Origin of the sequence: Microbacterium esteraromaticum (assembly GCF_014084045.1) — a bacterium.
In the GTDB taxonomy this organism is placed as follows: Bacteria; Actinomycetota; Actinomycetes; order Actinomycetales; family Microbacteriaceae; genus Microbacterium; species Microbacterium esteraromaticum_D.
The window spans coordinates 1,679,022-1,704,588 of the sequence record NZ_CP043732.1; the positions used below are offsets into that span (position 1 = coordinate 1,679,022).

General features: G+C 66.6%; 19 protein-coding genes and 1 tRNA gene. 11 read left to right on the forward strand and 9 right to left on the reverse strand.

The genetic code is table 11. The features are described 5' to 3' along the window. From FVO59_RS07970 to FVO59_RS07990, 5 genes are read right to left on the reverse strand one after another with little or no spacing between them, the layout of a single operon-like run. Complete coding sequence (locus tag FVO59_RS07970; protein WP_182256362.1) at positions 1 to 3,534, reverse strand: indolepyruvate ferredoxin oxidoreductase family protein; 3,534 nt, start codon at positions 3,532 to 3,534, stop codon at positions 1 to 3. A gap of 25 nt (positions 3,535 to 3,559) precedes the next feature. Further along, on the reverse strand, positions 3,560 to 4,399 hold the full coding sequence (locus FVO59_RS07975) for a phosphoenolpyruvate hydrolase family protein (protein WP_182256364.1): 840 nt from the start codon (positions 4,397 to 4,399) through the stop codon (positions 3,560 to 3,562). After that, positions 4,396 to 5,274, reverse strand: coding sequence for a phosphoenolpyruvate hydrolase family protein (locus tag FVO59_RS07980; protein ID WP_182256366.1), 879 nt, complete (start codon positions 5,272 to 5,274; stop codon positions 4,396 to 4,398). The genes FVO59_RS07975 and FVO59_RS07980 overlap by 4 nt, the downstream gene beginning before the upstream one ends. Before the next feature lie 17 nt (positions 5,275 to 5,291). Further along, entirely contained in the window at positions 5,292 to 6,299 is a 1,008-nt protein-coding gene (locus FVO59_RS07985) for an aldo/keto reductase (RefSeq protein WP_182252167.1), read from the reverse strand. 23 nt (positions 6,300 to 6,322) lie between these two features. Next, entirely contained in the window at positions 6,323 to 6,820 is a 498-nt protein-coding gene (locus tag FVO59_RS07990; RefSeq protein ID WP_182252169.1) for a hypothetical protein, read from the reverse strand. 494 nt (positions 6,821 to 7,314) lie between these two features. Here FVO59_RS07990 and FVO59_RS07995 point away from each other — a divergent pair. After that, positions 7,315 to 7,403 (forward strand) — tRNA-Ser (locus tag FVO59_RS07995). A 483-nt stretch (positions 7,404 to 7,886) separates the two neighbouring features. Then, on the forward strand, positions 7,887 to 8,345 hold the full coding sequence (locus FVO59_RS08000; protein WP_182252171.1) for a hypothetical protein: 459 nt from the start codon (positions 7,887 to 7,889) through the stop codon (positions 8,343 to 8,345). A gap of 175 nt (positions 8,346 to 8,520) precedes the next feature. Here FVO59_RS08000 and FVO59_RS08005 read toward each other — a convergent pair whose 3' ends face one another. The 3 genes from FVO59_RS08005 to FVO59_RS08015 form a co-directional block, all read right to left on the reverse strand. Beyond that, a complete protein-coding gene (locus FVO59_RS08005; RefSeq protein WP_182252173.1) occupies positions 8,521 to 9,936 on the reverse strand; it encodes an aldehyde dehydrogenase family protein in 1,416 nt (471 codons plus the stop codon). After that, complete coding sequence (locus FVO59_RS08010) at positions 9,929 to 10,975, reverse strand: homoserine dehydrogenase (protein WP_182252175.1); 1,047 nt, start codon at positions 10,973 to 10,975, stop codon at positions 9,929 to 9,931. The genes FVO59_RS08005 and FVO59_RS08010 overlap by 8 nt, the downstream gene beginning before the upstream one ends. 198 nt (positions 10,976 to 11,173) lie before the next feature. Further along, the gene (locus FVO59_RS08015) at positions 11,174 to 11,617 is read right to left on the reverse strand and encodes an Lrp/AsnC family transcriptional regulator (protein WP_182252177.1); all 444 of its coding nucleotides are present in this window, start codon (positions 11,615 to 11,617) and stop codon (positions 11,174 to 11,176) included. Positions 11,618 to 11,830: 213 nt separating this feature from the next. Here FVO59_RS08015 and FVO59_RS08020 point away from each other — a divergent pair, with 213 nt between their 5' ends. The 9 genes from FVO59_RS08020 to FVO59_RS08060 all read left to right on the forward strand — a co-directional run bounded on the left by FVO59_RS08020 (position 11,831) and on the right by FVO59_RS08060 (position 24,683). Beyond that, a complete protein-coding gene (locus FVO59_RS08020) occupies positions 11,831 to 13,072 on the forward strand; it encodes an NAD(P)/FAD-dependent oxidoreductase (protein ID WP_182252179.1) in 1,242 nt (413 codons plus the stop codon). 24 nt (positions 13,073 to 13,096) lie between these two features. Then, positions 13,097 to 15,031 carry a S9 family peptidase gene (locus FVO59_RS08025; protein WP_182252180.1) on the forward strand — a complete coding sequence of 645 codons (1,935 nt, stop codon included), beginning with the start codon at positions 13,097 to 13,099 and terminating at the stop codon, positions 15,029 to 15,031. A gap of 366 nt (positions 15,032 to 15,397) precedes the next feature. Beyond that, positions 15,398 to 17,044 carry an ABC transporter substrate-binding protein gene (locus tag FVO59_RS08030; RefSeq protein ID WP_182252182.1) on the forward strand — a complete coding sequence of 549 codons (1,647 nt, stop codon included), beginning with the start codon at positions 15,398 to 15,400 and terminating at the stop codon, positions 17,042 to 17,044. A gap of 187 nt (positions 17,045 to 17,231) precedes the next feature. Next, positions 17,232 to 18,275, forward strand: coding sequence for an ABC transporter permease (locus FVO59_RS08035; RefSeq protein WP_220465650.1), 1,044 nt, complete (start codon positions 17,232 to 17,234; stop codon positions 18,273 to 18,275). Next, complete coding sequence (locus tag FVO59_RS08040; protein WP_182252184.1) at positions 18,272 to 19,210, forward strand: ABC transporter permease; 939 nt, start codon at positions 18,272 to 18,274, stop codon at positions 19,208 to 19,210. The genes FVO59_RS08035 and FVO59_RS08040 overlap by 4 nt, the downstream gene beginning before the upstream one ends. Beyond that, positions 19,210 to 20,868 (forward strand): ABC transporter ATP-binding protein, encoded by a 1,659-nt coding sequence (locus tag FVO59_RS08045; protein ID WP_182252186.1) that lies wholly within the window; start codon positions 19,210 to 19,212, stop codon positions 20,866 to 20,868. The genes FVO59_RS08040 and FVO59_RS08045 overlap by 1 nt, the downstream gene beginning before the upstream one ends. Before the next feature lie 58 nt (positions 20,869 to 20,926). Further along, positions 20,927 to 22,294 carry a M20/M25/M40 family metallo-hydrolase gene (locus FVO59_RS08050; protein WP_220465651.1) on the forward strand — a complete coding sequence of 456 codons (1,368 nt, stop codon included), beginning with the start codon at positions 20,927 to 20,929 and terminating at the stop codon, positions 22,292 to 22,294. Positions 22,295 to 22,296: 2 nt separating this feature from the next. Further along, positions 22,297 to 23,106 (forward strand): serine hydrolase, encoded by an 810-nt coding sequence (locus tag FVO59_RS08055; protein WP_182252188.1) that lies wholly within the window; start codon positions 22,297 to 22,299, stop codon positions 23,104 to 23,106. Beyond that, a complete protein-coding gene (locus tag FVO59_RS08060) occupies positions 23,103 to 24,683 on the forward strand; it encodes an N-acyl-D-amino-acid deacylase family protein (protein ID WP_182252189.1) in 1,581 nt (526 codons plus the stop codon). Before FVO59_RS08055 ends, FVO59_RS08060 begins: the two co-directional genes overlap by 4 nt. A gap of 18 nt (positions 24,684 to 24,701) precedes the next feature. On the opposite strand, the gene FVO59_RS08065 is transcribed toward FVO59_RS08060, so the two are convergent. Then, the gene (locus tag FVO59_RS08065) at positions 24,702 to 25,526 is read right to left on the reverse strand and encodes a M55 family metallopeptidase (protein ID WP_182252190.1); all 825 of its coding nucleotides are present in this window, start codon (positions 25,524 to 25,526) and stop codon (positions 24,702 to 24,704) included. Positions 25,527 to 25,567: the final 41 nt, after the last annotated feature.

Consider the following 25,567-nt stretch of genomic DNA (forward strand, 5'->3'; position numbering starts at 1 on the left):
TCAGCCGGCCGGTATGACGCCGCGACGAAGATCCTCGGTCAACGTCCTCATCTGGTCGTCGTAGATCTGGATGTTCGCGAGCTTGATGTCTTCGTAGCCCCGGATGACGTCGGGCAGCGCCGCGATCGCAATCGCCGTCTCCAGCGACTCGGCGGTGAGGTCGTCGAGAAGAGCATCGATCTCGTCGATGTACCTCGAGATCAGCTCCCGCTCCGCGCGCCGCACGGCCGTGTAGCCGAAGAGATCGAACGGCGTGCCGCGAAGCCGGCGACCGGACACGAGCAGTCGGAACAGCGGGTGAGCCCATGAGCCGAGCGCGATCTTCCGCTTCATTCCGAGCGCCCGGAGGATCGGGGGATGGAGGCGGTAGTGCACCTTCGTGCCGTCGCCGAACTCGCTGCGAGCTCTCGCTGCGCCGGCATCGGACAGCATCAGTCTCGCCACCTCGTACTCGTCCTTGTACGCCATGAGCTTGAACAGGTACATGGCCACGGTCTCCGTCAGCAGCTCGGAGCCGAGCGGTGCCTCAGCTCTGCGGACCTGCTCGACGAACGCCGTGTACCGCCGTGCATAACGAATGTTCTGAAAACGTCGCAGCTCGGGCACGCGTACCTCGAGAAGGGCTGCGACTCGCGAATCGGGAGCCACCTCGACCATGGCGATCGCAGCCTTCTCCTCCGCCGTCGTCGCATGGGGTTCCGCGGCGACCGGCCGTGCCTTGGAGATGTCCCGCTCCAGCCGTTCGGGTTGATCGACGAACTGCCGCCCGCGACGAAACGCCTCGATGTTGGCATCCGCCTTCACTCCGTTCGCCCGGATGGCCTCCTCGATCCGCTCCGCATGGATCGGCACGCAGCCCGCCTGGAATGCGGCGCCGAGAAGGAGGAGGTTGGAGTACTGATCGTCCCCGAACAGCCACTCCGAGTAGGCGCGGGCATCGAAGTAGATGCCGGCGTCGTTGCGTGTCGCGGCCGAGATCACGTCGATGAGGTCCGCGACGGGCGGGAAGTCGATGGTCGTGTCGACGATCATCTGTCCAGTGGGGATCTGAGCTGTCGACACCACGGCAACGGTGTGTGAGGGGTCGGCCGTCGCCAGATTCACAGGGTTCGCGGCGACGAGCAGGTCCGAACCGAGATAGAGATCGACCTCGCCCGCCACAGCCTTGCTGGCGATGTCTGCCGACTCATCACTGATCTTCACATCCGAGATGACGGCGCCGCCTTTCTGCGCGAGGCCGGTCTGGTCGAGGGAGCGGACAGATCGGGAATCCGCCGCCGCGGCGACGCTGAGAATTCGCGACAGGGTGACGACACCGGAGCCGCCGATCCCGAGCACACGGATGGTGTACGGCGTCCGCGCGGATGGCAGTTCCGGCTCGGACAGGGACGACGCGTCGAGCATGCGGGCGCGAGAGGGCCGGTCACGACGCTGGCCGCGCTTTCCTGGGGTGATGGTCATGAACGACGGGCAATCGCCGTCGAGACACGAATAGTCCTTATTGCAGGACGACTGATCGATCTGAGTCTTGCGTCCGAACTCGGTGGTGGTCGGACGCACCGAGAGGCAGTTGGAGACGCGACCGCAGTCACCGCACCCCTCGCAGACTCGCTCGTTGATGAGCACGCGGGTGCTCGGATCGGGCGCCAGGCCGCGTTTGCGCTTGCGGCGGAGTTCGGTCGCGCATTCCTGGTCGTGGATCAGGAATGTCACCCCCGGTGTGGCGGCGAGAGCCTCCTGAGCCTCGAGGAGACGGTCGTGCCCCCAGACCTCCACGCCTTTCGCGAGTCCTCTTCGGCTGTATGAGCGCGGTTCGCGGGTGGTGATGATCATGCGGCCCACTCCCTCGGCGGAGAGCGTGCGAGTGATCTCGGGCACCGTCATTCCACCGGTCACGTCCTGACCGCCTGTCATGGCGACGGCGGAGTTGTACATCAGTTTGAACGTGATGTTGGCGCCGGACGACAGAGCCGCTCGGACAGACAGACTCCCAGAATGATGGAAGGTGCCGTCGCCGATGTTCTGGATCAGATGGCTGCGCTGCACGAACGGGAACATGCCGTTCCATTGCGCACCTTCACCTCCCATCTGCGTGAGGCCCGCGACATCGCCGACCTGGCTCTCCGGCATGACCATGACCAGCGCATGGCAGCCGATGCCGCCGCCCACCAGGGAGCCGTCCGGGACCTTCGCCGATCGGCTGTGCGGACACCCCGAGCAGAAGTACGGGGTGCGATTCGCGTCAGACGACACAGGGCGGATCGAAAGCTGGCGCCGAGGTCGTGTGCCTTCGAACCTCTCGCTCCAGTCGACACCGGGTGCGACGCCCTGGGCCGCCAGTCGGCGGGTCAGCATCTCCGCGATCACGTCGGGGTCGAGCTCCCCTTCTGCAGGTAGAAGGGGAGCGCCTGAGGGATCGTATTTGCCGACGACCAGCGGCGGTGAGGCCACACCGTACAGGGCATCCTTCACACCCATCTCCAGGAACGGTCGCTTCTCTTCGATGACGACGATCTCGGACAGGCCCTCGGCGAACTCTCGGATCGCAACAGCGTTGAGAGGGTGGATCATGGCCAGGCGCAGAACTCTGATGCCATGGGACGACAGCTGGTGGGCGGGCACGCCGAGGCGGGTCAGCGCATGGTTCACATCGACTGCCGTCTTGCCTGCTGCGACGATGCCGATACGAGCGCCCTCACCCGCGCCCAAGTTTCTGTCCAGTTGGTTCACCGCTGCATACCGACGCGCGATCTCAAGACGCTCGCCGTTGCGGCTTCGCTCAAGCCCGGTGAGATTCGGCTGCAGCATCCTGGCGTGAACTGTGTGCTCGTATGGCCGGCCGTTGAAAACGTTGTCGGGGGCCACGAACGACAGCCGGCTCGGGTCGACGTCGACCATGCCGCTGCCGTCGGCGACGTTCGTCACCACCTTCAGCGCGGTCCACAGGCCCGACGCTCGCGACATGTGCACCGCATGCAGACCGAAGTCGAGCACCTCTTGGGGAGTGGCGGGATAGAGGACCGGAATGCCGAGGTCGGCGAGCAGCGCCTCCGATGCGCCTGGCACAGTCGACGACTTGGCGGACGGATCATCTCCCAGCAGCGCCACCGCTCCTCCACGCGGATGCGCTCCGCTGAGGTTCGCATGGCGTATCGCATCGGATGCGCGGTCGAGGCCGGGAGACTTCCCATACCAATACCCGGTCACGCCTTCGACCCTCGCGTCGTCGAACGTCGGGGCGAGCTGTGCACCCTGCACCGCGGTCGCAGCCAGTTCCTCGTTCACCCCGGGATGGAAGATGATGTCGAGCCGGTCGAGTTCGCCCTTCTGTGCGAGCAGCGCGATGTCGTATCCGCCGAGTGGCGAGCCTTCGTACCCCGAGATGTACGCAGCGGTCGACCGGTCATGTCTAACATCGATGCGCCGCATGTCCAGTGGCAACCTGACGAGCGCTTCGACTCCCGTCATCGGGAATGCGCCGTCCAGAGCGCTGAACTTGTCCGTCACGGCACGGGTGACTGTCGACTCAGCCAAGGCGTAGCTCCTTCATCCCGTCCGCCTAAGCGACCCGGATCCGCTGGTTCTTGAACGCGGCGACCTGCTTGGCGACGTGGACTTCGATGGGGATGCGCTCGATGGCCGACTCGCCGTGTATGCCGTCCGCGTCTGTGGACGCGAACAGGCTGGGTGCGTCCTCTGGCGTGGCGAAGGGGCCTCCGTGGGCGATCACGTAGGTGTCGGCACTCGCTCGGCGGACGGAGTCGATGACCGATTGCACGTACTCGCAGGCTGCCTCCGCCGAGACGTTCTCGCGGGGCTGGCCCACCATACCCCCGGCTGTCGCGCCGCACCGTGCGACCACGACGTCTGCGCCGGATGCTGCGAGTTCCGCAGCGTGGTCGGCGGTGTAGGCGTGCGCGAGGGTGAAGAGGTCCTCTTCCCTTGCCAGTCGGATGAGCTGGAAGTCCCGGTCGATCCCCTCGCCGACCGAGCGGCGGATGTCTGCCCACGTGAGCATCGACCCCACGGTCGGGAAGTTGCTGATGCCGTTGAAACCAAGGTCGCGGTACCGGCGGATGGTGGCTCGGAGGTCACGCCGCGAGCCATCGGTCGCCTCGAGGCCACCGATGATCGGTGTGTGCTCGACCACGTTGGCGATCTCCGGCAGGGCCTCTATCGTGAGGGCGGTCGCGTTGCCTAGCGTTGTGGTCGTCGGCACACCGAGATGCCGCGAGATGCCCGTGACCTGGATATTCAAGAGATCGATTCCTGCGGCTTCAGCAGATCTGGCGACGAGGCCGATGCCGGCGGAAGCGGAGAGGATCGGTTCACCAGCATCCCGACGTCGCGCCAGGCGATCGAGGATCGCGGAGCGCGAGAAGGGCGTTTCGACGGTCATGCGTACTCTCCGTTCGTGGCGGTTCCGGTTGTCCGGGATGCTCGGGGACGATGCTGACGGAAGCCATGGATCGTCTCGACTATGCCCGCTTCGACCGGGAGGCGCTCGACGCTCGATGCGCCGAGGAAGCCCTGCGCATCGGTGTTCTCGTACAGGTATCGAGTCGAATCGGCGCCCTCGAGAGGTCCACCGTGCGAGAGGACGAAGACATCGGGGTTCACGGCACGCGCGACCTCTAGAAACGACTGCACTCGCTCGCACGCCGCGTCGAGTTCGAGGGCCGAAGCGCCCGCGCCGACGAAACCGCCGGTTGTCCAGCCGACGTGCGGCACGATGGCGTCAGCACCTGCTTCCGTCACGCCGCGCGCCTGCTCTTCCGTGTACGCGTAGCAGATGGTGAACGTGTCCGCCGCGCGAGCGGCGGCGACGAGCTCGTAATCCCGGTGCACCCCCAGCCCGACGGCATCGCGCTCGGGGTTGTGGGTGTTGCGTGCACCGGTCGTGGGGAAGTTGATGACTCCGTCGAAACCGGTGCGGACGTAGTCGTCGACGAGTCGAGGGACGTCGTAGAGATAGGTCGGGTCGGCGGCCTCGGCGCCGCCGACGATGGGGACGTCGGGCACGACGTTGGCGATTTCACGATACATCGCCATCGTGGTGGGGTTCGCGTGATTGCCGGTGGCGCTCGTGGGCAGACCCGCCAAGCGCGATCGGCCGGTGTTGTACACGATCACCAGGTCGGCGCCGCCCGCTACGGCGGCGCGTGCGATGAGGCCGGAACTGCACCCTGCGCCGATGATCGGGCGTCCCGCATCGACCTCGGAACGCAGCCTTCGGATGATCTCGGTGCGACTGAAACGCTGGGCGACGGTCATGGGTGGGGTCTCCATCCTCAGTTCTCAGGGACGCGATCAGCCGGCCACGCCGTGCGGAACGTCGGCCCACCCAGCAGCGCGGGATCGATCTCGCCTGCGCGCGCGATCGACTCGATCTCGTCGCGGGTTGTCGTCACCTTCAGCGCGTCGAGATCCCAGCCCAGTTCGCGGGTGCTCGTCACCCCGACGATCGTGACATCGATGTCGGGCTGGGTGAGCGAGTAGGACATCGCCGCCTCGGCAATGGTGATCCCGAGCTCCTCGCACCGTGCCTCCATGCGCTGCACTGCTTCGCGCACCTCGGGCAGCGCAGGACGGTAGGTATACAGCGCATGGGGGTTCGCCGTTCCCGTGGCGAGGATGTTGCCGCCGAAGGGGGAGGCGTTGCAGACCGCCATGCCCTTCTCGCGGGCGGCGGCGAGCAGACCACTCGTCTTGGCCGCGGGATTCAGCAAGGTGTACAGCCGCGCTATCTGGAGGAAGTCGAACTCGCCGGTGTCGACGGCACGCTGCAGCGGGGAGAGTGTTGCCGTGGCGACACCGATGTGTGCGACGAGTCCCTCATCCTGCAGTTTGCGCAGCCCCTCGAGCGCACCTCCCGGACCGAGGATGGTGTCCATGTCGTCATCATCCCGGGGGTCGTGAACCATCATGATCGGGATCTGCTCCAGGTGCAGCTGAGCCAGGCTGCGCTCGGCGCTGCGTCGGAAGTCATCGGCCGAAAAACCCCGGCCGTGGCCGAACTTCGTCGAGATGATGAGGTCGGATGGAGTCTCGACTTGAGACAGCAGTCGGCCCAGACGCTGCTCATTGTCGTAGGCTTCGGCGGAATCGATGAAGGTGACTCCCGCCTCGAAAGCGGCGGTGAGCACGTCGATGAGCACCTGGTCGTCGTTCTGCTGCGCAGCTGGCGCGCTGCCTGTCCCGAATCCCCATGTCCCGATGGACAGGCGTGATGTCTCCAGGCCTGTGCGGCCGAGGGTCACCCGGGGCATTGGCGGGCGGGTCGTTGTCTTCTCGATCATGGTTCTTCCCTTGGTTCGGAGGCTCAGTCGGCCTGGAGGAATGGAGATGCGTCGAGCAATGACGCAGGAACTTCCCGGTTCGGAGTCGGGTCACCGTGGTGGGCTCTCTCCAGGTGCCCGTCACGGCTGCGGCCCTCGAGCTGGGTGGCGATCACGACCGCCTGGAAATGCTCTTCGGGTGCGGTGGCGCCGTGTTCGTATCCCATGCCGGCGGCCAGCATCAGGCCGGGTCGCATCCCGAATCTCCGGCTGTCGTAGTCCAGAGTGAAGTGGCCCCGGAAGACGATCCAGTACTCATCGCTGTCGTGATAGTGGTAGTCGCAGGGCATTTCCGGCGTGAAGAGGCAGATCTCCATGCGCACCGTGCTCGACCAGTGCCCCGCGACCCAGACCAGCTCCGCCTGAGTCGCCCCATTGTTCGAGACGATCACTCCTTCCTCCGGAATCTCGAGCCAATCCCGGCGCTGCAGATGGAAGCGTCCTTGCGGGGTCTCCACCGCCACTTCGCCGAAGGTGACCATCACACGTTCGTGAGGATGAGTGGGAAGGATCCGTCGGCTGCTGGGCTGGGGATTGTTTCCCGTTGCTCCCCACGATGGCGTGTGACCGTCCGGATTCGGGGCCTGAGGCGTGCGTGGGATCCCGAGGTTGCGACCGAGGACGAAGATCTCGAAGTCATCGACGTCGACCCAGGGAAGTCGGTCGGTCTGGAGTGATTCGCGAGTGTAGACGGGCACGCCGATGCTCCTTCATGCGTGGGGTGGCTTCGCCTCCAGACATGCGGTGACGGGATGTCTCGCCGGTCTCACGTGTGCTTTCGGCGGTGAAAGTACTTGAAAACTACTGTAACAATTCGATGAATGCAAGAACCGTTTTGTTCTAGTACAGAATGATACAGCGGTGCAAGGAGCTGTGACTGGGCCTCTTGAGCCGTAGTTCGCGCGTTCGATTCGTGACGCTCCTTCGGAGCGGGTATGCTTGCAAGGCGCATCCGCGTTGAGTCAGCCGGATGCCTGGAGACGTCGCATAGTCAGGCCTAGTGCACCACCCTGCTAAGGTGGAGTCCCCTCACGGGGACCGAGGGTTCAAATCCCTCCGTCTCCGCTGAATGAAAACGAGCCCGGACGAAGTCCAGGGCTCGTTTTCGGGTTATAGGCAAGAACGTGCTTTTCCACCCAGGGCCCCACGCGCGGCGTGGAGTGGCCGCGAGGGTTCAAGCTCCTCCGTCTCCGCCCATTTTCCCCTGGCCAGAAGTTATTTTACGCGTCTGCGAAGGCCTGGGCTCCGCAGGCGGCTGGCAGTGCATCGCCAGCATCATGGAGCTGCAGTGAGGCGTTCCGGCCCGAATGCCGCGCGGCCGATCGCGCAGATCCTGGCCGAGATCGCGGTTGACGAGCCACGTCAACAACGTCATCGGTATCGGCGTCGAACCGCCAGCAACCTCTGGCCGAGCTTCGGGCGCCCGTAGAATCGGGGGAGGAACACGGCGGAAGGAGTGAGATGGTCGGATGGATGTTCGTGCCGACCAGGCCGTTCTCACCGAACTCGCGGCTGGGGCGTGTCTATGGATTGGCGAGGCTAGTGGTCATGGTCGTCCTCGCAGTCTTCGCCGTCGTGTTCTTCGCCTATGTCTTCGGGAGTCTGTTGCTGTCCGGAGGGCAGCTGGCGACCACCGAAGACGCGAGGTGGGATATGGTCGTGCCGCCCCCCGTGTTCACCCCGCCGATCCCGATCATGGTGGGGCTGTGCGTGATCACCGGGGCCGCCACGATCGTCTGTGCAGTGACCGCCCGCCTTCGCTCCATGGGAGATCTCCCGTTCCTCGTGTTGATCCCGCCAGTGGTTCTCGGCATGATGTCGATGGCTCTGGCGTACTTCTTCGACGACATGAACGGGCCGGAGGTCGAGGCCAAATGGGGAACGACTCGGCTGTCGTTGTATTGGTTGGGTGTGCCGTTCGTCGTGATAGGGGGCCTTGCGGCGCTGATTGCATACGTCGTCCTCCTTGTCGTGAAGCGGGGTCATCCCGATCGCATCCCCGAGTAGCCGGATGCGCAGCCGTCGCCCTACGAGCTGCCACGCCGAGCGTCACCGCTGACTCAGTCGTGTGATCCGGCACCTTCACTACCGCGTGAACGTCGGACTCATGCACGCCCCCGCACGCGCACCTGTGCCGTTTCCGATCCCACGGCTTCGGCACACAATGACCTGTTCCGGACTGTCAGCCCCTTGCGCTCGATCGTGAGATCGCCACGACCTTCGGCTGGGTCATCTCCTCGTACGCGAAGCGCACGCCCTCCCGCCCCATCGACCCGTACTTGCTGCCTCCGAAGGGCATGGAGTCGAGCCGGTAGTCCGAAGAGTCGTTGATCATCACACCGCCGGCGTCGATCGACTCTGCGACCCGGAGCGCACGATCCAGGTCGCTGGTGAAGACGCCGGCCTGCAGGGCATAGTCGCTGTCGTTGGCGGCGAGGATCGCGGATCGCTCATCGTCGAAGGGCTCCACCACGACGATCGGGGCGAAGACCTCCTCGTGCCAGAGGCGGCACGTGCGCGGGACGCCCGTCAGGACAGCGGGAGTCAGCACCGAGCCGTTCCGCACTCCCCCCGTGAGCAGCGTGGCTCCGTCTGCGACCGCTTCCTGGATCTTCGTGCGCGCGGTCTCCGCCGCCTGTGCGCTGATCATCGGGCCGACATCCGTGGCATCGAGTCGGGGGTTCCCCGAGACGAGCCTCTCGGTCGCCGCGACGAACGCCTTCAGGAAGGCAGGGAACACGGATCGCTGCACGAGGATGCGCTGCGCGCCGATGCAGTTCTGACCCGCCGCCCAGAAGGAGCCTGAGACCGCAGCCTTGACGGCGAGCTCGAGATCGGCGTCCTCGAACACGAGGACGGGCGCGTTGCCGCCGAGCTCCATGGCCAGCTTCTTGATGCCGGCGGAGGCGGCGATCGCCTGGCCGGTGGCGAACCCGCCCGTGAACGAGACCATCCGCACATTCCTCGCCCGCACCAGGGCCTGCGCCACCTGCCGGTTTCCTCGCACGACCGTGATGACGTTGTCGGGGAGCCCGGACTCGTAGAGCAGATCGACGAGGAGCTGGGCGGTGAGAGGCGTCTGCTGCGAGGGCTTCAACAGCACCGCGTTGCCACCGGCGAGCGCCGGACCGAGCTTGTGCGCGACGAGGTTCAGCGCGTCGTTGTAGGGGGTGATGGCGACGATCAGGCCGAGCGGCTCGCGTGAGTACCAGCCCAGACGGTTCTCGTCGCCGGGGAAGGAGTCGAAGGGGATGACCTCGCCGGCGTTGCGTCGTGCCTCCGCCGCGGAGAGGAGAAGCGTGTTGACTGCGCGGGAGACCTCCTTCCGCGCCTGGCGGATGGTCTTGCCGGCTTCCGAGACGATGAGCTGCGACACGCTCTCCGAGCGCTCCCGCAGCAGCATCGCGGCGCCGTCCAGGATCGCCGCGCGCCGGTGACGCGAGAGCGCGGCCGCGGTCGCCGTGGCCGTCTGGGCGATGTCCAGTGCGTCCAGGGCCTGCTCGGCCGTGAGCTGGGGGAGGACGGCGATCTCTTCACCGGTGAACTTGTCGACGACGACGAGGTCGTCCTGTGCGGGCGTGGCGAGCACGTCAGGCATCGACCTTCTCCTTCTCGTGAGAGTGGATGGCGATGATGTCGGTGATCAGCGCGAAGGCCGTCTCGATGCGTCCGGCTCCGGGGCCGGTGATGGTGACCGTTCCCAGCAGATCGGTCTCGAACGAGACGGCGTTGGTCGCGCCGGGGACATGAGCGAGCGGGTGGTCGGCCTCGAGCGCCCGCGGCGCGACCGTCGCGATGATCCCGCCGTCCTCCGTTCGACGGGCGGATCCGATGAGCTTGTAGCGCCTGCCCTCGCGAGCGGCGTCGATGATGTCGTCTGGCGCGATGCCGGTGATCCCGGTGGCATCGACGTCGGCGGGCGAGATGCCGGCGCCGAGCAGCTCGTTCGCAAGGATCGCCACCTTGAGCTGCACATCGGATCCGCCGATGTCTGCGGTGGGGTCGGCCTCCGCGTAGCCTTCGGCCTGTGCTTCCCTGACTGCGCTCTCCAGTGTGAGCCCGGCCTCCATTCGGCCGATCACGTAGTTCGAGGTGCCGTTCAGGATCCCCTGGAAGCCGCGGATCGTCAGGCCGGCGAGCTGATCGCGCGCGAGTCCGAGCACGGGCGTGCCGCTGAGCACGGCCCCCTCGTACGCGAACAGAGCGCCGTTGTCTGCGGCGAGCTTCGTGAGCGCCTCGGCGTGGAAGGCGACAGGACCCTTGTTCGTGGTCGTCACGCTCTTGCCCGAGTCCAGCGCCCAGCGCACATGAGAGGCCGCGGGTTCTCCGTCGGTCGGATCGGTGAAGGTGGCCTCGACCACGATGTCGGCGGGGCTGTCCCGGATGATGCGCTCGTTGTCGGCAGTCGCGGACCCGCCGGCGAACGACTCGAACGTCTCCCCTCTGGGCAGCGACTGCACCGCTCCCAGATCGACGCCTTCGCTCTGAACGAGCGACCCCATCAGCAGATCGGTGATCGCGACGACCTTGAGCTCGAAGCCCAGATGCGCGAAGCGGGTCGGATCTTCGGCGATGAGCTGGGCGAGAGCACGGTTGACGCCCCCGAATCCGATGAGTGCCAGGTTGTACGTGCGCATCTCTGCGTACTCCTTCGTGAGCGGGATGATGCTCCCACTATCGCTCCGCGGCTGCACCGTCCCCTACGGTCGAAGCGGCCGAGGGACATGCCGAATCGACGGCGTCGAGGCGTGCGCCCTGCCGAACGGTCCGCGGAAGGGGCTTCCGCTCCGGCGTCGTGCCGCCGGCTCCGGCCGCACGCCACCAAACCCCCGCGCTCAGAATCTGCGGTTCGTCGTCGTCCGCAGCGACAACGCCGTGGTGATGTCCCGTACTCCGGGAAGGGCAGCGATCATCATCCAGACCTCGCGGAGGCGTTCGGGGTCCGCGGCCTCCACCCGCAGGATGAGATCGAGCTCGCCCGTGACCACATCGCTCAGGACGACTTCCGGGATCGCGTCGATGGCGGTGATGACATCGACTCCGCGCACGCGGTCATGCCGGTGGACGAGCAGCGTCGCGCTGACACGAGGTCGTTCGCCGGGGTGCCGTTCGGAGATCGTGTACCCCAGGATGTGCTCATCGCGCTCGAGACGTTTGATCCGCTGGCTCACGGCGTTTCGGGAGAGATGGACCATCTCGCCGAGTCGGGCCAGGCTGACTCGGGCGTCGGCACGGAGCTCCGAGATGATCCTCACATCGATGGCATCGAGATCACGCATGATTCTGCACGGCGCCTCTCCTGGTCTGGGACAGGGGATTCCGGTCCATCTGGACTCGGGTTCGGAACCCCTCTCACATACGTATCTTGGCATGGTTTCTCAAGGAAGGAAGGAACTGTTTCCTGGTTTTTCGGTGTTTGCGGCGCCTTCATCGCCCTTCCTTCTGATCCAGAGCTTGAGGATACGTCGCATATGTTCCGCTAACCTCAACCTGTGAAGCCACAACGGGTCGTCATCGTCGGAGCCGGGATCGTCGGACTCTCGACCGCCTATTTCCTCCAGGATCGCGGTGTCGAGATCACCGTCGTCGACCGGGTCGGCGTCGCGGCTGGTGCGTCCTGGGGCAACGCCGGATGGCTGGCGCCCGCGCTGACCGTCCCGCTGCCCGAGCCGGCCATGCTCCGCTACGGCGCCGGCGCGATGTTCCGCCGTGACGCCGCCCTGAGCATCCCGAGGCTCTTCGATCCGCTGCTCATCCGCTTCCTCGCCGGATTCGCGATCCACTCTGCGCCCTCGGCCTGGCGGTCGGCGATGGCCGTGTTCACCGAGATGAATCGGGTGAGCGCGGACGCGTTCGACGAGCTCACCGATGGCGCGGTCGACGAACCAACGCATCTCGCCGAGCCGTTGCTCAACGGCTTCGTCTCCGACAGGGCGAGGGATGCTCTGGCGCGGGCATTCGACGCGGTCGTCAGAGCCGGTGGCGAAGCCGACTACGACGTCGTCGACGGGGACGAGCTTCGTGCCATCGAACCGGTGCTCAGCGACCGGGTCACGACGGGCCTCCGATTGCACGGCCAGCGCTACATCGATCCGCCACGATTCGTGGACTCCCTCGCCCGCGCCGTCCGCGGCCGCGGCGGCGAGATCATAGGCGGCTTCGACGTCACGGACATCCGCGACGGCGCGCGCGGCGCCGAGGTGAGGGGAGCCGGTGGGCAGTCGCTGGCGGCGGATGCGGTGGTCATCGCGAACGGTGCGTGGCTCGGCGAACTGGCGCGGTCGTTCGGCGTCCGGCAGCCGGTGCAGCCCGGGAAGGGCTACAGCTTCAGCGTCGTGCCCGAGACCATGCCAACCCACCCCATCGACTTCCCCGGTCAGCATGTCGCGTGCACTCCGCTGGGAGATCGGTTCCGGATCAGCGGCGTGATGGAGTTGAGCTCCGTCGACCGGCCGTTCGATCCTCGCCGGCTCGCCTCCGTCGTCACCGCCGTCCGCCCGATGCTCACCGGCATCGACTGGGAGGACCGCAGGGAGGAGTGGTTCGGTGCCCGCCCCTGCACTCCCGACGGCCTGCCGCTGATCGGCCCCACCAGGTCCCCGCGCGTCTTCGTCGCGGGAGGCCACGGAATGTGGGGCGTCACGCTCGGGCCGCTGACCGGACGCTACATCGCCTCCGCGATCACCGGCGGACCGGCGGATCCCCTGATGCGCATGTTCGACCCGCTCCGCTAGCCCGCACTGACGTTAGGACCCTTGATGAAGCGCGCGCCCGCCCTCGAAGACCTCGACCTCTTCCAGCTCCCATCCGATCCCGTCCTGTCGCCGGACGGGCAGCGAGTCGTCTACTCGGTGCGCACCGTCAGCACCCGCACCGACGAACACGAGCACGCCCTGTGGCTGCTGGATGTCCCGAGCAATCGATCGTCGGCGTTGACCGACGGCCCTACGGATGTCTCTCCCCGCTGGTCGCCCGACGGCGAGACGATCGCGTTTCTCCGAGATGTCGACGGCGTTCCTCAGATCCACCTCCTGCGAACGTCCACTGACGCAGACCCGGTCCCCGTCACGGGGCTGCCCCAGGGGGCCGGAGCTCCCGTGTGGAGTCCGGATGGCGGGCGGATCGCCTTCAGCGCGCCGGTGGACCCGGCAGGCGGCTCTCGTGATGCCGCGTCGCCGATCGTCGTGCGCGCCCTCGGGTACAAGAACGACGGCAGCGAGATGAGCATGGCGCGCTCCCAGGTGCACGTCCTCGACCTCGCGACGCTCGAGTGCCGAGCGCTGACCGCCGTCGAATGGAACACCAGGCGCGTCTCCTGGCATCCAGACGGAGAATCCCTCCTGACCGTCGGCGGAGGACAACCAGACGCCGACCGCCTGGCCACCAGCGGCGTGTATCGACTGGATGCACGCGCCGCCGACCCCGCGGAGCCGGAAATCCTGGCGCTGGAGGACGGCGCCGCTCTGGCTGCCTGGTGGACGCGATCCGGCGACGGCCTCATCGTGGTCGGACGAGAGCATCCAGGCGCCGGCCATCAGCATCTGCTGCGAGCGGACCGTGATGGCCGTGTGGTCGACAACCTGACGGCGGCCCTCGACCGCAATCTCGTCCTCGGCTCTCCCGGCTACCCCGGCGCGATGCCAGGGGAGGGGGACGGTGGCATCATCTACTTCTGCGCGCGGGACGGGGGTGCGACGCAGCTGTTCTCGATCGCGCGCACGGGAGCGGTGCAGCACGTCAGGGGATCTGCGACGGAGGTGATCGCCGGGATGTCGGTCGCGGGCGGTCGAGCCGCGATCGTCAGCGTGACGCCGACGTCGCCCGGCGCCGTCGTCGTCGTGGACCTGTCGAACGGCGAGGAGCTGGCCCGCAGCACCGAGAACAGCGGTGCCGTCGCCGAGATCGAGTTCCTCGTGCCGCGAGAGCGCGCGTTCGTGCTCCGCAACGGCAGAACCGTTCACGGATGGGTCATGCGGCATCCGTCCGCTCCCGACCAGGGTCCGCTGCTGCTCGACATCCACGGCGGGCCGCACAACGCCTGGAACGGCGTGATCGACCAATCCCACTACTACCAGCAGGTGCTCGCCGCCCGGGGCTGGACCATCCTCACCGTGAACCCGGTGGGCAGCGACGGATATGGCGAGGCGTTCTTCAACGACAACGTCGGGTCGTGGGGGCATGGCGACGAGGATGACTTCCTCGAGCCCATCGATGCGCTGGTCGCCGAGGGCATGGTCGATCCACAGCGGCTCGCGGTGGCCGGATACAGCTACGGCGGATACTCGACCTGCTGGCTGACGTCGCACACGGATCGCTTCGCAGCAGCGATCGCCGGTGGCCTGATCTGCGACGCTGTCGGCGTGACGTCCTCGGACGAGGGGGGACCCGAGATCCTCTGCGAGCTCGGCGCCACGCCCTGGGGAGACCAGGAGAAGCTCAGGGCGCAGTCGCCCTACCTCTCCGTCGGCGCGGTGAGAACCCCGACGCTCATCCTCCACGGCGAGGCGGACAAGCGCTGCCCGCTGGATCAGGCGGAGCGGTGGTTCGTGTCGTTGCGCGCACAAGGCGTCACCACCGAGATGGTCGTCTATCCGGGGGCATCGCACCTGTTCGTGGTCACCGGTCGGCCGTCGCACCGTGTCGACTACGGTCGACGGCTCGTCGCCTGGCTGGACGAGTTCGTGAGCTCGTGATGATCGTCCATCCGTTCTCCGACGCTGTCGACATCGGCGGCGATCCGCCGCCTGCCCATACCGTTCCGACCAAGACTCCTGGCGATGTGCACCGTCGACAGGTCATCGGTCCTGTCTCGGCAGTCTGGCCTCCCGCGACAGAGATATGCACTCTAAGCTTGCGCCAAGCAACGACGCTCATATCCGTTTCACCGTAGAAGTGGAGATCTCATGCGAATCACAAAACGCCTTGTTCCCCTGGTAACTGCTGGACTGGTGGTGGCCCTCTGCAGCGGAGGCGCGTCCGCCGGAGCCTATGCCCAAGCTAAGGGTGGCTCGGACAATATCCTACGTATCCCTGTCGGAGGTGGAGGCGTCATCGACTCGATGAACCCCTTCACCATGCTCAACCAGGCTTCTTTCGACCTGGCGCAGATCCAGTACGAATCCCTGGTGATGCCGACGGCACCCGATGGTGCGGACGGCCCTGGCCTGGCGGAGAAGTGGACGGTCGACGGCAACACCTGGACGTTCGAGCTTCGGCCTGACCTGAAGTGGTCGGATGGTGAGGACCTGACGGCGGAGGACGTCGCCTGGAACTACAACACCATCATGACCAACCCCAAGCTCGCCATCAGCAACGGGAACCTGGGAGACAACCTCGCCTCCGTCACCGCCGTCGACGAGGACACCGTCGAGATCGTCACCGAGACCCCTCAGGCGATCAACCCCGGAAAGCTCTACATCGTCCCGAAGCACATCTGGGCCGACATGGAGAGCCCGGAGACCTACGAGAACACCGAGGATGTCGTGGGATCGGGGCCCTTCGTCATGAGCGCGTACTCCCGAGGGGTCTCTGCGCACATGAAGGCCAACCCGTACAACTGGCGAGGGGCTCCCAAGCTGGACGGCATCGAGGTCATCAGTTACAAGAACAAGGACGCGGAGGTGCTGGCGCTCAAGTCCGGGGAGATCGATTGGTCCAACCGGCTCACCGCGTCGCAGTTCGACTCTCTGGCCGGCGCGGCGAACATCGAGCCCGTCGAGACCGGAGGAGGGCGCTACCTCGGCCTTTCCATGAACGTGGGGTCGACGACTCTCGATGGCACGCCGATGGGCGACGGCGCTGCTGTCCTTCAGGACGTGGTGGTCCGCAAGGCGATTCGACAGGCCCTCGACACGCAGCAGCTGGTCGACAAGGTGCTCAATGGGCACGGCTGGACGGGGCCGGAGATTCTGGGTCCGCCGACGAAGCCGTACTACAGCGACTACGAGGACATCGTCGACCCCTACTCGCCGGATGCCGCGAACGAGGCACTCGACAACGCCGGGTACACGAAGGGTGCCGACGGCTATCGGATGGACAAGGAAGGCAAGCCGATCAACCTGCGGCTCACGTTCGACGGCTCCGGTGCAGCCGAACCGCAGATCGCCTCGTTCATCGAGCCGTGGCTCAAGGAGATCGGCATCAAGGTCACGCTGATGCCGCAGAGCATCGACCAGCGCGACCAGGAGCGACACTCGGGCAACTACGACCTCACGCTCAACGGCTGGGGCAACCCGATCGACCCCGACTACATGCTGTACATCAACACGTGCGGTTCGAGGGCTCCGGCGGCAGACGGTGCCGGCAACGGCAGCGCCGACAACTGGTGCGACCCCGAATTCGATGAGCTGTACAAGCAGCAGCACGTCGAACTCGACCAGGACAAGCGCACGAAGCTGGTGCAGGACGCGCTTTCCATCCACTACGAGGCGGCCGTCGTCGCCGTCCTCTACTACCCGGCTGCTCTGCAGGCGTACCGCACGGACCGGATCGCTCATGTGACCAAGATCCAGAACGATTTCACCGCCTACCAGACCTTCCACGACCTCACCCTGGTGAGCCAGGAAGAGGGCACGTCGTCCTCCTCCTCGTCGGGGGAGGGAGCGAGCTGGCCATGGATCGTCGCGATCGCCGCTCTGGTGGTCGTCGCGGGCATCGTGACCATCGTGGTCATCCGTCGTCGGCAGACCGCGACGGACCGAGAGTAGGCAATCGATCGACTGCTCGTTCCCTCGGCCTCGTGCCGGGGGAGCGAGCGGCCGGGCGAGCGGAGCACCGAGCACGGCGGCCTCGATGGAGGCCGCCGATTCGACCAGGCTACGGAGGTTGTGGCGATGCAGAGAGTCAAGGGCGGTCGGCCCGGACGAGTGCCGGGAAGGGCTGTGGGATAGCGCGATGTCAGAGACTGAACTCATCCAGATGAGCGAGACCCCCGGTGTGGTCGACGGGGAGACCTCCACGAGGTCATCGACCTATCTGCGCTACGTCGCGAACAAGCTGGTGGGCGTGGCGATCAGTCTGATCCTGGTCGTGCTGATGAGCTTCTTCGCCTTCCGGATCCTCCCCGGCGACCCGGTCGCCAGCCTGACGAGGGGCAGGCCGGTGCTCGGGCCGCAGCTCGCCCAGCTCAAGAAGGAGTTCGGCCTCGACCAGCCTCTCTGGACGCAGTTCGTCATCTACCTGGAGCATCTGTTCCAGGGTGACCTCGGCGAGTCCTACACCTATCGCGCGCCCGTCTCCGACCTCATCATGGACTACCTGTTCCCGACCCTCCTGCTGACCACCGTCTCTGCAGCGATCGCGATCACGCTGGGGCTGTGGGTCGGGCAGCGGGCAGCATGGAGACGGGGGAGCTGGTTCGACAATCTGAGCACGGGCACCGCCCTCGTCTTCTGGTCGATGCCCACGTTCTGGTTCGGCCTGATCCTCCTCCTCATCTTCGCGGGCATGCTGCACATCCTCCCGGCGGGAGGAATGGTGACGCCCGGTGCGAATCTCACCGGATTCCCCTACCTGTGGGACCTGATACGACATCTGGCCCTCCCCGTCGCCACGATGGTGGCCGTCAGCTACGCCCAGTACTCGCTGATCATGCGGGCATCCCTCATCGAGGAGATGTCGTCGGACTACCTCACCACCGCGCGGGCCAAGGGACTGACGGACGACGCCGTCCGTCGCCGGCACGCGGTGCCGAACGCACTCCTTCCGACGGTCACGATCGTCTTCCTGCAGATCGGCGGCCTGATCGCCGGAGCCGTCACAGTGGAGACGGTCTTCTCCTGGCCCGGACTCGGGTTCCTCACCTTCCAGGCGCTCTCGGGCCCGGATCTGCCTCTACTGCAAGGAACGTTCGTGGTGTTCTCGTCGATCATCATCCTCACCAACTTCGCCGCCGACCTCGTCTACCGTGCCATCGACCCGAGAGTGACGACCGCATGAGCATCACAGAGCAGACGACCGACGCGAAGAGCGCCGGCGCACGTCCTCTCGCCAGTGCGAAGAAGCTGACGCGAGCACGCAGACGACAGCGGCTGCAGGAGTTCTGGGCCGCATTCCGCCAGAGCAGGACCGGAATGCTCGGCCTGGTCATCCTCGTCATCTTCATCGGCCTCGCACTCGCCGCGCCGTGGATCGCAGACGAGTCACTCCTGGACCCGACCAAGGTGCACAACACTCTCAACGCGCCGCCGTCGTGGGAGCATCCGCTGGGAACGGATCCGCTGGGCAGGTCGGTGCTCGTGATGCTGATGTGGGGTGCGCGCGTCTCGCTGACCGTCGGAATCGCCGCCACGGTGATGTCGGTGCTCATCGGCACCGTGTTCGGGCTGCTGGCCGGTCACTTCATCGGATGGCGCTCGTCCGTCCTGATGCGCATCGTGGACTTCTTCCTCGTCATCCCCTCCCTGCTCCTGGCCATCGTGCTCGCGAGCGTGCTGCAGAGGGGGCTGCTGACACTCATCATCGCGATCGGAGCGGCCTCATGGGCGGGCACGGCGCGACTGGTGCGATCGCAGACTCTGTCGATCGAGACCAGGGGGTACGTCAAACGCGCCACGGCCCTGGGCGCAGGACACGCCCACATCATGGGCAAGCACGTGCTCCCGGGGGTCATGCCCCTGGTGCTCACCAGCACGAGCCTCGCCATCGGCTCCGCGATCAACGCCGAGGCGACGCTGTCGTTCCTCGGCATCGGCAGCGGCGACACGTCGTGGGGCGCGATGCTGCAGACCGCCCTCAGCAGCGGTGCCGCCACCGCGGGCTACTGGTGGATGGTGTTCCCGCCAGGCGTCGCGATCGTCGTCGTCGTGCTCGCGTTCACCCTCGTCGGGCGCGCGGTCGAGTCCATTGTCAACCCGAAACTGAGAGGCCGCTGATGTCTTCGCTGACCTTCGAGGACGTGTCGATCGTCTACGGAACCCAATCGGAAGAAGGCCGTGGCGAAGTCGCCGCGGTCAAGAACGTCAACCTGGTCCTGCCTGAGGGCGGAAGCCTGGGCATCGCCGGCGAATCCGGTTCGGGCAAATCCACGCTCGCGATGTCGGTGCTCCGGCTGCTTCCCCGCAATGCCCGGGTGAGCGGCAGGATCCTCGTCGGCGAGAAGGATGTCACCGGACTCAGCTGGGGCGAGCTGCGGGTGGTGCGGTGGGGCGAGGCGGCCATCGTGTTCCAGGGGGCGATGCACTCGCTGAATCCCGTTCAGCGGGTGGGCAGGCAGATCACCGAGGCGCTGGCGATCCATGTGAAGGGCAAGTACGGCACCGATGCCCTGCGTGAGCGACGCGCTGCGGATCTGCTCAAACAGGTCGATCTGCAGCCGCACATGCTGCGGTCCTTCCCGCATGAGCTCTCTGGGGGACAGAAGCAGCGGATCATGATCGCGATGGCGCTGGCCTGCGAACCGCAGCTCATCATCGCGGACGAGCCGACGACCGCCCTCGATGTGGTGGTGCAGGACCAGGTGCTGGCTGTGCTCACCGACCTGATCCGCGAGCGCGGGATCTCTCTCGTCATGATCAGCCACGATCTCTCCGTGCTGGCGAAGGTCTGCACCAGGATCGCGGTGATGTACGCCGGCGAGGTGGTCGAACTCGCCTCAGCGCACGACATCATGACCGATCCGCAGCATCCGCACACGCGTGCGCTCGCCGCGGCCTTCCCTCTGATCGGAGATCCGGAGAGCCGACTGAATCCGGTCAGCCGGCATGGTGAGTCGATGTCCCCGGTGGCCGTGGTGACCGAGGAGCGGGAGCGCAGCGGCGACGTTCTCCTCTCGGCGCGCAATCTGAACGTCGCGTTCCACGGCAGGGCCGGCGTGGTCAAAGCCGTCGACGACGTCTCTCTGGAATGCCGCGCGGGGGAGATCACCGCGCTCGTCGGGCAGTCCGGTTCGGGGAAGACGACCCTGGCGCACACTCTGCTCGGACTCCAGGCGCCGGACAGCGGAGAGGTGCTGTTCCGAGGGAAGCCCCTCGCCCAGGAGACGAGGGCGTTGAAGGAGTACCGGCGAGATGTTCAGCTGATCCTGCAGGATCCGAGCGACGCCCTCAACCCGAAGCACTCCGTCTACGAGTCCGTCGCCGAGGGGATCCGCATCCACTCCCTGCCGGGCGACGAGCGTGACCGCGTGTCGCAGGCGCTCTCCCAGGCCGAGCTGACACCGCCGGAGCGGTTCTTCGGCTCCCTTCCGCAGGAGCTCTCGGGCGGCCAGCGTCAACGCGTCGTGATCGCCGGTGCGCTGGCCCTCGGGCCGCAGTTCCTCGTGGCGGACGAGCCGGTCGCCTCCCTGGACGCGTCCGTGCGAGGGGACATCCTCGCTTTGCTCCTCAAGCTCAAACGCGAGCTCGGACTCGGGGCGCTCGTGATCACGCACGACCTGGGGCTCGCGTGGAACATCGCCGATCGGGTGATCGTGATGCACAAAGGCAGACTCGTCGAGTCGGGTGCGGTCAAGGACGTGCTGCTGAATCCGCAGCACTCATATACGAGGGAGCTCCTCTCGGTCGTTCCCACGATGGACTCGCTCCCGTCGTGAATCGTGTGGGCTGCCAGAGCTTCGCAGCCCGTCAAGAATGAAAGGTAGAGAATCAACTATGCGCGACGCCCTCTCGCCCCTTGCCATGGAATCGACGGAATCGACGGACTCCCCGGCCTCCCCTTCCGTCGTAGAGCTCTGCTCGCAGCTCATAGCGATCGACTCCAGCAACTACGGTCCGGGCGGCCCCGCCGGAGAACGAGCGGTGGCCGACTACATCGTGGAGCGATTGACGGAGGTGGGGTACGAGCCCGTCCTCCTGGAGTCCGCACCCGGTCGCGCGAATGTGCTCCTGCGGGTCGCGGGCCGGGAGCCTGGCCTGGACGCCTTGCTCGTGCACGGGCACATGGACGTCGTCCCCGCAGAAGCGGATCAGTGGTCGGTCGATCCGTTCGCCGGCGTGATCAAGGACGGCTACATCTGGGGTCGGGGGGCGATGGACATGAAGGACATGGTCGCCAGCACCGTGAGCACTCTCCTGCGCTGGAAGGAGAAGGGGACCGGCCCGAGGCGGGACATCGTGTTCGCCTTCGTGGCCGATGAAGAGGCCGGCGGCGACTTCGGCGCCGACTGGCTCGCGTCGGAGCATCCGGAGTGGTTCACCGGGGTGGGCGCGGCGATCAGCGAGGGCGGCGGCACGCCGGTGAGCGAGAAGGATGCCAACGGGAAGACCCACTGGTTCTATCCCGTCGGAACGGCGGAGCGAGGCACCCTGCATATGCGGCTGCAGGCCAGGGGGGAGTCCGGGCATGCCTCGCGAGGATGGGCTGACAACGCTGTGACGCATCTGATCGACGCGCTGGGTCGTCTCGCGCACCATGAGTGGCCGATCTCTCTCATCCCGACCAGTCGCGCCTTCATCGAGCAGACCGCCGCTGCGCTCGGGGTCGCCGTCGACCTGTCCACCGACGAGGGGGTCGAGGCGGCGCTCGTGGCCATCGGGCCCGAACTGCGCAGCGATGTCCCCACGCGGGGCTCGCTCAACCCGACGGTGCTGCAGGCCGGCTACAAGGTCAACGTCATCCCGGGGGTCGCAGAGGCGGAGATCGATGTGCGGAGCATCCCGGGCACGGAGGAGGCGATGCTCGAGGAGATCGATCGTCTGCTCGGCCCGCGCGTCACCCGCGAGTTCGTCGCCGAGGCGCCCGGGATCTCCGCGCCTTTCGACTCGGAGTGGTTCTCGGCGATCACCGACGCCATCGTCGCCTACGACGACGAGGCGATCGTGCTGCCTTACCTTCTCGGCGGGGGCACCGATGCGAAGGCGTTCGCGAAGCTCGGGATCCCGGGGTACGGGTTCGCCCCACTCGGTCGCGACCCCGAGGGGCGGCGAGAAGGAGGCATGCACGGCGTGGATGAGCGGATGCCCGTTGCCGCGCTCGAGATCGGGGCGACCATTCTTGAGAAGTTCCTGACGGACGTATGACGATGAGCGCGCTGGCCGAAGAACTGGAGCGCGAGGCGAGCGCATTCGCCGGACGGGTCGGATACGCCGTGTCGCACCTGAGCACGGGTACCACGGTGTCCCGGTGCGGGAACGAGTTCTTTCCCACGGCGAGCGCCGTCAAGCTCCCGCTCCTCACCGCGTTCCACGCCTTCGTCGACGAGGGCGGGGCGGACTGGGACGACATCGCCCATATCGACGAGGGCGAGCTCGCGGCCGGCTCCGGCATCCTGCAGCATCTCGATCTCCCGCGCGACATCTCCCTGCGGGATGCCGCCTGGCTGATGATCTGCCTGTCGGACAACACCGCCACGAACATCCTGTTGCGCGCATTGACCGTCGACGGCGCCAATCGGGTCATCGATCGGGTGATCGGAGACGGGATCCGCGTGGACAAGCTCGCGGGGTACGAGTCGGGGGCGCCGGTGCGGTCGATGGGTCGGGCGACCCCGGAGGCACTCGGACGCTATCTCGGCGATCTGGCAGAGGACCGGCTGCCCGGTGCCGCAGTGACCAGGGCTGTGGCCGCAGAGCAGATCTACCGAGGCACGATTCCCCGGTACCTGCCGTGGAACCCCTACGCCCCCGACCGGCTCAGGATCGCCAACAAGACAGGTTCGCTTCCCGGCATATGCACGGATGTCGCCGTGCTGACCGCAGGCGGGGACACAGTGACCATGGCGTTCATGACAGAGGCCCACGAGGCGGGGGACGGCGTGACGGACGAGGGGCAGGAGTGCATCGCGCGAATGGCCAGGCTCGTCTACGACGCATGGTTGGGCAGGGCCTCATGACTCGGACGGTGTTCGCCGGAGGCCTCGTGATCGACGGCACGGGGGCGGACGGCTATGTCGCCGATGTGACCATCGACGGCGGGGAGATCGTCTCGATCGACCCGTCGAGCGATTCGCACGGCAGGGTTCCCGTACGCGACCTCAGCGGCCGCGCCATCGCCCCGGGGTTCATCGACACGCATTCGCACGCCGACAACGCTCCTCTGAGAGCAGAGGCGGACGTCTCCAAGATCCTGCAGGGCGTGACGACGGAGATCGTGGGGAACTGCGGGATCAGCCTCGCCCCACGCTCCCGGGAGCGTGGGGAGCTGCTCAGGTCCTACCTCGAGCGCTTCTTCCCGGTGCAGGAGTGGCAGGGAGAGTCGTTCGGCGACTTCCTCGCACTCACCGATCAAGCCGGCTACATCACCAACTACGCCCCGCTCGTCGGGCATGGCACGTTGCGCATCGCAGCCATGGGCTTCGAGGCGAGGGAGCCGACCGCCTCGGAGGCGGCCGAGATGCGTGGGATGCTCGAGGCCGCCCTGGACGCCGGGGCGGTCGGGTTCACGAGTGGTCTGGTCTATCCTCCGGGGCGCTTCGCCGGAACCGGGGAGCTGGTGGATCTCGCCCGATCGCTGAGCGGTCGTCCGGCCCTGTACGCCTCCCATGTGCGCAGTGAGAGTGGTGATCGCATCGCCGCAGCCGAGGAGGCGATCACCGTGGGGCGCGACGCCGGCGTGCGCGTGCAGATCTCCCATCACAAGGCGATGGGGAAGGCGCACTGGGGCGAGGTCGCGCTGACTCTCGCTCTCGCACGCGACGCGCGGGCATCCGGGGTCGACGTGCGCTTCGATGTCTATCCCTACACCGCGTCGAGCACGAGCCTCACCTCCTGCCTGCCCGCGAGGCTGGCCGGTCTCCCGAACGAGGATCTGCTCGCGGCACTGAGGCGGCCCGAGGTCGTGGCCACGCTGCGCAGCGAGCTGGCGAAGGGTGACTGGGACAACCACGTCATCCAGGCCGGTGGGTACTCGGGGATCCTCATCGCCAGCACGTATGACGGGCGCTTCGAGGGGCAGACGCTCGAGGAGGTCGCGGCAGGGCTCGGCGTGGGAGGAGCGGATGCCCTCGTGCACGTCCTGCTCTCGGAGCGTCTGCGCGCGAGCATGATCTGCTTCGCGATGTGCGAGGCCGATGTCGAAGAGGCGATGCGCGACGAGTTCACCAGCATCGGATCCGACGGACTCCCGCCCGGGCTTCCCGGGAAGCCGCATCCGCGGCAATGGGGGACGTTCCCCCGGGTGCTCGGCCGCTACACGCGCGAGCGCGGCGTGCTCGGGCTCGAGCAGGCGGTGCATCGGATGACAGGGCTGCCGGCGGAGACCTTCCGGCTTCCGGGCATCGGCCGGATCGCCGAGGGCTACGCCGCGGATCTCGTGGTCTTCGATCCCGCCGGCGTCGAGGACCGCGCGACCTATACGGATCCGGAGCGTGGTCCCCGCGGCATCGACGCCGTCTACGTGAACGGCGTAGAGGTCGTGTCCGCGCAGGGATTCACCGGGCGGCGTCCGGGTCGCCGGCTCCGGTCGGCGTGAGGATGGCGGCGGCGCGGCTCAGTCGTAGAACACCTCACGGGCGGCCGCGGCGATGCTCGAGACGATCTTGAAGGCCTTCATCGCATCCGTCATCGTCGGTGCATCGAAGGCGACGCGCCGATCACCCGTCTGCTCGACGGTGGGGATGTTCGCCGTGGCGTCAGCAAGCTGAACGGCGTCGAACTCGACCTCGATGCGGTGCGGCCGTGCCAGTGCCTCGGTCCGGCCCGCACGTGTCGCGGCTCGTCCGGCGGCCTCGCGCTGCAGCCGGAACGTCGTCGCCGGTGGGAGGCAGATCGCCGTGTACCGGCTCACGTACTCCTTGACCGCGACGTGTTCGGCCTCGGGCGCGTATCGGAGGGCGTCTTCACACGCCTTGTCGTCGCCGGTGACCATGATGACCGGCACGCCGTGCTCCTCAGCCAGCGCGGCGTTGAGGTAGCCTTCGCTCGCCGGCTCCCCGTCGAGCCAGACGCCGAGGATGGAGTTGCCGAGGTAGGTGTGGGAGAGGACGCCCTTCTCGCCTGCCCCGGCGTGATAGCCGAGGAAGACCACGGCATCCGCCCCCTCGATGCCCTGCATCATCCCCAGCGGCTTGTGGCGACCGGTCAGCAGGCGCACCCTGTCGTCGAGCTCCTCGAGCAGGATGTTGCGCATCGACGCGTGCGCCTCGTTGATCACGACGTCCTCGATGCCGGCCTCGAGGAGACCGAGCGCGACGGCATTGGCATCCGCGGTGAACAGTTTGCGGAAGCGATGCCATTCGTCTCCGCGCGGTTCGACATCGAGGGGGTAGGTGACTCCGGTGGCACCTTCCATGTCAGCCGAGATCATCGCGCGCATGCCAGTCCTCTTCTCCTCGACCTGTGGCCGGTTGGGTAAGT